The organism is Nevskiales bacterium, from assembly GCA_035574475.1.
GTDB lineage: Bacteria > Pseudomonadota > Gammaproteobacteria > Nevskiales > DATLYR01 > DATLYR01.
The window spans coordinates 1-6,966 of record DATLYR010000237.1 but is presented as its reverse complement, the minus strand read 5'-3'; the positions used below and the strand labels follow the sequence as shown (position 1 = coordinate 6,966).

At 67.0% G+C, this 6,966-nt stretch carries 8 protein-coding genes; 4 read left to right on the top strand and 4 right to left on the bottom strand.

What is annotated here, in order from left to right:
* Positions 1 to 139: 139 nt before the first annotated feature.
* The 3 genes from VNJ47_14180 to VNJ47_14170 all read right to left on the bottom strand — a co-directional run bounded on the left by VNJ47_14180 (position 140) and on the right by VNJ47_14170 (position 1,640).
* Positions 140 to 475, bottom strand: a complete 336-nt coding sequence (locus tag VNJ47_14180) for a cytochrome c (protein ID HXG29984.1) — start codon at positions 473 to 475, stop codon at positions 140 to 142.
* Positions 476 to 503: 28 nt separating this feature from the next.
* Complete coding sequence (locus VNJ47_14175) at positions 504 to 821, bottom strand: cytochrome c (protein ID HXG29983.1); 318 nt, start codon at positions 819 to 821, stop codon at positions 504 to 506.
* A 114-nt stretch (positions 822 to 935) separates the two neighbouring features.
* Positions 936 to 1,640: a hypothetical protein gene (locus tag VNJ47_14170; GenBank protein HXG29982.1), complete on the bottom strand. Its 705-nt coding sequence runs from the start codon at positions 1,638 to 1,640 to the stop codon at positions 936 to 938.
* A gap of 43 nt (positions 1,641 to 1,683) precedes the next feature.
* Here VNJ47_14170 and yccX point away from each other — a divergent pair, with 43 nt between their 5' ends.
* The 4 genes from yccX to VNJ47_14150 all read left to right on the top strand — a co-directional run bounded on the left by yccX (position 1,684) and on the right by VNJ47_14150 (position 6,352).
* Positions 1,684 to 1,956 carry an acylphosphatase gene (gene yccX / locus VNJ47_14165; GenBank protein ID HXG29981.1) on the top strand — a complete coding sequence of 91 codons (273 nt, stop codon included), beginning with the start codon at positions 1,684 to 1,686 and terminating at the stop codon, positions 1,954 to 1,956.
* A 57-nt stretch (positions 1,957 to 2,013) separates the two neighbouring features.
* The gene (locus VNJ47_14160; GenBank protein HXG29980.1) at positions 2,014 to 2,781 is read left to right on the top strand and encodes a hypothetical protein; all 768 of its coding nucleotides are present in this window, start codon (positions 2,014 to 2,016) and stop codon (positions 2,779 to 2,781) included.
* Positions 2,782 to 2,789: 8 nt separating this feature from the next.
* Complete coding sequence (locus tag VNJ47_14155; GenBank protein HXG29979.1) at positions 2,790 to 4,391, top strand: peptide chain release factor 3; 1,602 nt, start codon at positions 2,790 to 2,792, stop codon at positions 4,389 to 4,391.
* A gap of 140 nt (positions 4,392 to 4,531) precedes the next feature.
* Positions 4,532 to 6,352: an acyl-CoA dehydrogenase C-terminal domain-containing protein gene (locus VNJ47_14150; protein HXG29978.1), complete on the top strand. Its 1,821-nt coding sequence runs from the start codon at positions 4,532 to 4,534 to the stop codon at positions 6,350 to 6,352.
* On the opposite strand, the gene VNJ47_14145 is transcribed toward VNJ47_14150, so the two are convergent.
* Positions 6,339 to 6,966, bottom strand: a 628-nt coding sequence (locus VNJ47_14145; GenBank protein HXG29977.1) for a hypothetical protein, incomplete at its 5' end; no start/stop codon positions are given. The two genes, VNJ47_14150 and VNJ47_14145, sit on opposite strands and share 14 nt — an antisense overlap.

The window sequence follows — 6,966 nt, the reverse complement described above, 5'->3', positions numbered from 1 at the left end:
AGCGAGCCAGGGCCGATTCAGCCGGAGAATCAGAAAGACACAGTGTTTGGAGCCACGGTCATGAAACTCATGCGTTTCTCCTGAGCGACACTGCGGATTCTCCGGCGCCCTGTGAGAAATGCGGGTTAATGCACGCGGGTCACTTCAAGGCGGGCGTGTACAGCGGCCCCTGCTGCGCGGCGAAATAGGCCGCCAGCGCCTTGATGTCCTGGTCGGACAGCGGCGCCGCCATGCCCGCCATGACCGGGTTCTTGCGCGCCCCGGACTTGTAGGCCTTGAGCGCGACCTCCAGGTAGTCGCGATACTGTCCGGCCAGCGAAGGATACAGCGGGTTCTGGCTGACGCCGTTCGGGCCGTGGCAGGCCGCGCAGGTGGCGGCCTTCTCCTGCACCGTCTGCGCCGGGGCAGCCGCGTCTTGAGCCATGGCCGCCCCACTGAGCAGCGCAGCAACGAAACCCAGCGTCAGTGACTTCATGGTGATTCCTGAAAACATGTGGCGCCCCTTACTTGGCCTTGGGGGCCTGGCTGAGATAGGCCGCGATGTCGGCCATGTCCTGCTCGCTGAGCGAGGCGGCCTGAGCATGCATGGTCGGATGGTTGCGCTCGCCGCTCTTATAGGCCTTCAGCGCGCTGACGATGTACTCGGCAGACTGGCCGCCGAGCTTCGGCACGTGATAGGTCGGATACACGTTGGTATAGGCCGGGATGCCATGACAGCCCATGCAGGTGCTGGCCTTGATCTTGCCGGCCTGCGCGTCCCCGGCCTGGGCCGTGCCCGCACCCAATACCAAGGCGGCGACGATCCACGGCAGGGATCGCATCAAGTGAGTCATCGTGTTCCCCCAGAAAAACAAACGGAGTGGCCGCGGCAAAGCCCCAATATGCTCAGGGAAAACCGCAGTTGAGTCAATTTTCCGCCCGCTTGCACGCCGTCTTCAGCGCCTGCGGCGGGGGTCTTCGTAGAATGTGGCGATACTGGCGGCCACGTGCAGCGGCTTGCGCGGGCGGCGCCGTCGGTCCGGCCCGGCCGGTTCGCTGAATTGCACCAGGGTCACTTGCGCAAGCCCGGCGTGCTCGCCGGTACAGCGCCCGACCCAGGTTTCGATCCGGCTATCGTCACCGAGGCGCAGGGCAGGCGAACGTCCGAGGCCGAGCATCTGCACGGAATCGGGCAGCAGCGCCTGGGCACCCTGATCCAGCGGCACCGTGGCCGCCTGCAGATCCACCCAGCTTTCGAAACGCCGCTCCAGATAGGGCGTCAGGCGCCTGGCCAGCCCGGTTTCCAGACCGCGCCGCAGCAGTTGGGCGGCGGCACGCTGGGCACGGGGCACCAGCGCGCGTTGCGCGGAGTCCGCCGCATCCGGTCCCGGCAGTGCTGGCCGGCGCTCTTCCGGCAACTCCAGCCGGCCTTTCAGGTGGGCGCGCAGCCGCAGAGTCTCGCCATGCGCTTGCCGCTCGGTGGTGATGCGGACACGCAACTGCGCCAGTGGCTCGCCACCGAACGGGTTGGGGATGCTGGCCTGCAGGCTCAAATCCTGCGGGCCGCCCGCCGGCGCCACGCCGCGACGCGCGACCAGCGCATCCACCGCGCGCGCGGCGGCGCCATCTATCACCTTGCGGAGGCGGTCGGTCAGGGCCATGCGCGACAACCGTGGGTCAGGCACACATTATACTGGCCACATCATGATCAAATGCGAGCGCTTCCGGGTCAGCGGCCGCGTGCAGGGTGTCGGCTTCCGCTATGCGACCCTGCACGAAGCGCATCGCCTCGGATTGTCGGGCTGGGTCCGCAACCTGCCCGACGGCCGGGTCGAGGTGCTCGCGCAGGGCGCGCCGGACCGGGTCGAGGCGCTGTGCGCGTGGCTGCAGCGCGGCCCGCCGGCCGCGCGTGTGACCGGCGTCGAGCGCAGCCCCGAGCCGGCCACGGCCCTGCCCCCGGATTTCGATATCCGTTGAACCCCACCCCTGCGGGCCGATGCTACAATTCGCGCCCATCGCACCGATCGGTCGTTCATGCTGTTTTCCGTGACTCCGCCCTCCACCCCTGCCCTGAGCCGGGCCGCGGATTTCCGCGAGCCGCCGGCCTGGTTGTGTCTGTGGCTTCCGCTGGCGATGTACCTGTTCATCTACAGCGCCGGTTTTGTCGTCGAACACGGCTTCTACAAGCGGCATTTCGTCGGCGAGATGAGCGTGGTCGAGATCCCGACCGTGCTGGTACTGATTGCCGCGATCGTCATGGGAATTCGCGCCCTGCGCCACGCGCATGCCCTCAGGATGCGCCCCCTCGTCGCCTGGTTGCTGCTCGGCACGCTGGGTTGCATTTATTTCGCCGGCGAGGAAGCCAGTTGGGGACAGTGGTACCTGCGCTGGAGCACGCCGGAAGCCTGGGCAGCACTGAACGACCAGGAAGAAACCAACCTGCACAACCTGGCCGGGGTCGGCTTCCTGCTGGACCAGCTGCCGCGCGCGCTGCTGACCCTGGGCGCGTTCGTCGGCGGCATTGTGGTACCGCTGTACCTCAAGTTGCGCGGGCAGTCGCTCAATCCCGCGCGGCTGTGGTACTGGATCTGGCCGACCCTGGCCGCGCTGCCAACGGCGGTGCTGGGCGTGTTCCTGGCACGCATCGACCGCAGCCTCAGCGAGATCGTCGGCCATGACTGGCCGTTCTACGATCTGCGCACCGGCGAGCTGAAGGAGTTCATGCTGGCCTTCTTCCTGCTGGTCTATCTGGCCTCGCTGGCCACCCGCCTGAATCAGCTGCGCCAGGCTACCCGGCCTTAATCCCGCCGATGACTACCGTTGCCGAACAGGCGGCCCGGCGCCGCACCTTTGCCATCATCTCGCACCCGGACGCGGGCAAGACCACGCTGACCGAAAAACTGCTGCTGTTCGGCGGCGCGATCCAGCTGGCCGGCACCGTGAAGGGCCGCAAGGCCTCGCGTCATGCCACGTCCGACTGGATGAAGATCGAGCAGCAGCGCGGCATCTCGGTCACGACCTCGGTGATGCAGTTCCCGTACCGCGAGCGCATCGTCAACCTGCTCGACACGCCGGGCCACGAGGACTTCTCCGAGGACACCTACCGCACGCTCACCGCGGTGGACTCGGCGCTGATGGTGATCGACGCCGCCAAGGGCGTGGAACCGCGCACCATCAAGCTGATGGAGGTGTGCCGCATGCGCGCCACGCCCATCGTCAGCTTCATCAACAAGCTGGACCGCGAGGGCCGCGCGCCGCTGGAGCTGCTGGACGAGATCGAGCGCGTGCTGAAGATCCCCTGCTCGCCTATTACTTGGCCGATCGGCATGGGCAGCCGCTTCAAGGGCGTCTACCACCTGCTCGAGGACCGCGTGTACCTGTACCGCGGCGACAAGCACACGGCCGGCGCGATCGAGACGCTCGACGGGCTGCACAGCGACTCGGTGCAGCAGCTGCTCGGCGAGGAGCGCGCGCACTTCATGGAAGAGGTGGAGATGGCGCGGCACGTGTGTCCGCCCTTCAGTCTGGACGAATACCGCGCCGGCCGGCTGACACCGGTATTCTTCGGCTCGGCGATCAACAACTTCGGCGTGCAGAACCTGCTCGACGGTTTCGTCGAATGGGCGCCCGCGCCGGCAGCGCGCGAAGCGCACGTGGGCAGCACGGCACGCGCGGTGGAACCCTCGGAGCCGAAGCTCACCGGCTTCGTGTTCAAGATCCAGGCCAACATGGACCCGCGCCACCGCGACCGCATCGCCTTCCTGCGCGTGTGCTCGGGCAAGTACGAGAAAGGCATGCAGCTGCACCACGTGCGCCTGGGCAAGACAGTGCGCATCACCGACGCCGTGACCTTCATGGCCGCCGAGCGCCAGCAGGCGGAAGAGGCCTGGCCCGGCGACATCCTGGGCCTGCACAACCACGGCACCATCGCGCTCGGCGATTCATTCTCCGAAGGTGAAGCGCTGGTGTTCCGCGGCGTGCCCAATTTCGCGCCGGAACTGTTCCGGCGCGTGGTACTGAAAGACCCGCTCAAGGCCAAGGCCCTGAACAAGGGCCTCGACCAGCTGTGCGAGGAAGGCGCCACCCAGGTGTTCCGCCCGCTCACGAACAACGACATCATCCTCGGCGCGGTGGGCAACCTGCAGTTCGACGTCGTCAAGGAACGGCTCGAGGCCGAGTACGGCGTGGCCTGCGTGTTCGAGGCCAGCACGATCTGGACCGCGCGCTGGGTGGACTGCGCCGATCCCAAGGCGCTCAGGGAATTCCGCGAGAAGAACGAGCCGCGCCTGGCGCTGGACCACTCCCAGGCCCTGGTGTTCCTGGCCAACAGCCGCGTCAACCTGGAGATGGCCCAGGAACGCCATCCCCAGGTCGCCTTCCGGGAAACGCGCGAGCAGAAGTTCGACAACTGACCCATAGGGTGCGCTGTGCGCACCGTTTGGGCTGACCGCTGCGCCGCAGCATGGCCGCGCCAATGCCAATGGCGCTAAGGTAGGAGGCCGGCAGAATACGCGGCCGCGTACCGCCCACAACCGAGACCGAGGGTTCACCGATGCCCGCCTACAAGGCCCCGCTGCGCGACATGCGCTTCCTGATGAACGAGGTGTTCGATTTCCCCGGGCACTACGCGAAGCTGTCCAACGGCAAGGACGCCGACCCCGACACCGTCAACGCCATCCTCGAGGAATGCGCCAAGTTCTGCGAGGAGGTGCTGGCGCCGCTGTACCTGTCGGGCGACCAGGAGGGCTGCCGGCTCGAGAACGGCAAGGTCACCACGCCCAAGGGCTACAAGGCGGCCTACGACCAGTACGTCGCCGGCGGCTGGCAGGGCCTGTCGCATCCGGCCGAGTACGGCGGCCAGGGCCTGCCGATGTCGCTGGGCCTGGTGAAGTCCGAGATGATGGGCACCGCCAACTGGCCGTTTCTGATGTATCCGGGCCTGTCGCTGGGCGCCATGAACACCATCATGCAGCACGCCAGCGACGCGCTGAAGAAAATCTACATGCCGCCGCTCACCGAAGGCCGCTGGACCGGCACCATGTGCCTGACCGAGCCGCAATGCGGCACCGACCTGGGCCAGGTCAAGACCCGTGCCGAGCCGCAGCCGGACGGCAGCTACAAGATCACCGGCACCAAGATCTTCATCTCCAGTGGCGACCATGACCTGACCGAAAACATCGTCCACGTGGTACTGGCACGCCTGCCGGACGCGCCACCGGGCACCAAGGGCATCTCACTGTTCGTGGTGCCGAAGATGAAGGTCAATGCCGACGGCAGCGTGGGCGAATCCAACCACGTCGTGTGCAGCGCACTCGAGCACAAGATGGGCATCCACGCCAACGCCACCGCGGTGCTGAACTTCGAGGGTGCCACCGGCCACATGATCGCCCAGCCCAACAAGGGCCTGGAGGCGATGTTCACCTTCATGAACACCGCCCGCATCGGCACCGCCGTGCAGGGCGTGGCGCACGCCGAGCTGTCCTTCCAGGGCGCGCTGCGCTACGCCAAGGAGCGGCGCTCGATGCGTGCGCTGTCCGGCAAGAAGGAGCCGGACAAGGTCGCCGACGCGATCATCCATCACGCCGACGTGCGCCGCATGCTGATGACGCAGAAGGCCATCGCCGAGGGCGGCCGCGCGATGCTGTACTTCGCCGCACAGTACGCCGACCACATGGTCAACGGCATCATCGAAGGCGACCCGAAGAAATACGAGGAATGGGACGACAAGCTCGGCTTCTTCACGCCCATCCTCAAGGGCTTCCTGACCGAGATGGGCTTGGAAGCCGCGAGTCTCGGCATCCAGGTGTATGGGGGCCATGGCTACATCGTCGAACACGGCATGGAGCAGATCCTGCGCGACGCGCGTATCAGCACCCTCTACGAGGGCACCACCGGCATCCAGGCGCTGGACCTGCTCGGTCGCAAGGTGCTGCTGATGACCCGCGGCAAGGCGGTGCGCGATTTCACCGCCACCATGGCCAAGTTCGCGCTCGAGCGCCTGGTGCACCCGCGCATGGGCCGCTACGCCCGCGAGCTGACCAGGCTGGCCGTGCAGTGGAACGTGCTCACCACGCGCATCATGCTGGCGGCGCACAAGGACCGCGACGTGGTCAGCGCCGCCTGCCATCACTTCCTGATGTACTCGGGCTATGTGACCATGGCCTACTTCTGGGCGCTGCAGGCCGAGGTGGCCTACGAGAAGCTGGAGAAGAAGGACGGAGCGGAGAAGCCGGAGTTCTACAAGGCCAAGATCGGCCTGGCGCGCTTCTACTTCGACCACCTGCTGCCGCGCGCCAAGGGTCACGCCAGCTCGATGCTGGCGCCCAGCAAGTCGCTGACGCGCCTACCGGTGGAGAGCTTTACGTTCGAGTAGCCGGGGGCGCCAGCCGCGCCTCCTCGGCGATGCGCCGCAGGTCGATGTTGACGGCCGCCGCGATCGGCCCGCTGGCCAGGCGCGCGTTGACCTCGTCGACCACCTGCGCGCGCACCGCGCCCTCGATCAGGTTGAGCCGGTCTGCGATCTCGCTCGGGATGCCGTGCGAGTCCACCTTGATCTCGATCGCCTCGCCCCCCACCGGCCGGGTCTCGATCCTGAGCGTCAGCGGCTCGTAAGGCCGCACCCGCTGCTCCAGGTTGATCGCCAGCTGCAGAGTGAAGCGCAGGTTCAGGCCCAGCAGGTTGACCGACAGCGCCAGCAGGCCGCTGATGCGCTGGCGCAGCCCGAGCTGCGGCAGGCACTCGGGCCGCGTCGTCACCTGCACGTCCTGCAGGTAGAAGGTGTAGCGGGCGGTGATCATCTCGGCCGGCAGCCGCTTCACCGTGCCCTTGATCGGCTCCGCCAGCAGCGCCTTCAGCTCGCGCTCGATGCGCGCGGGCGTCACCAGCTGGTGGATGAACTGGTGGCCGAACTCCTCGTAGCTCAGTTCCCTGGTCTGTTCCCTGCCACCGTTGCCGCTCGTTGAATTCATCGCCCGCCCTTGTGGCCCG

Coding starts and splice junctions, on each gene's coding strand:
- VNJ47_14155 (HXG29979.1), top strand. CDS start 2,790: ATGACTACCGTTGCCGAACAGGCGGCCCGGCGCCGCACCTTTGCCATC.
- VNJ47_14150 (HXG29978.1), top strand. CDS start 4,532: ATGCCCGCCTACAAGGCCCCGCTGCGCGACATGCGCTTCCTGATGAAC.
- VNJ47_14160 (HXG29980.1), top strand. CDS start 2,014: ATGCTGTTTTCCGTGACTCCGCCCTCCACCCCTGCCCTGAGCCGGGCC.
- VNJ47_14175 (HXG29983.1), bottom strand. CDS start 821: ATGCGATCCCTGCCGTGGATCGTCGCCGCCTTGGTATTGGGTGCGGGC.
- yccX (HXG29981.1), top strand. CDS start 1,684: ATGATCAAATGCGAGCGCTTCCGGGTCAGCGGCCGCGTGCAGGGTGTC.
- VNJ47_14180 (HXG29984.1), bottom strand. CDS start 475: ATGAAGTCACTGACGCTGGGTTTCGTTGCTGCGCTGCTCAGTGGGGCG.
- VNJ47_14170 (HXG29982.1), bottom strand. CDS start 1,640: ATGGCCCTGACCGACCGCCTCCGCAAGGTGATAGATGGCGCCGCCGCG.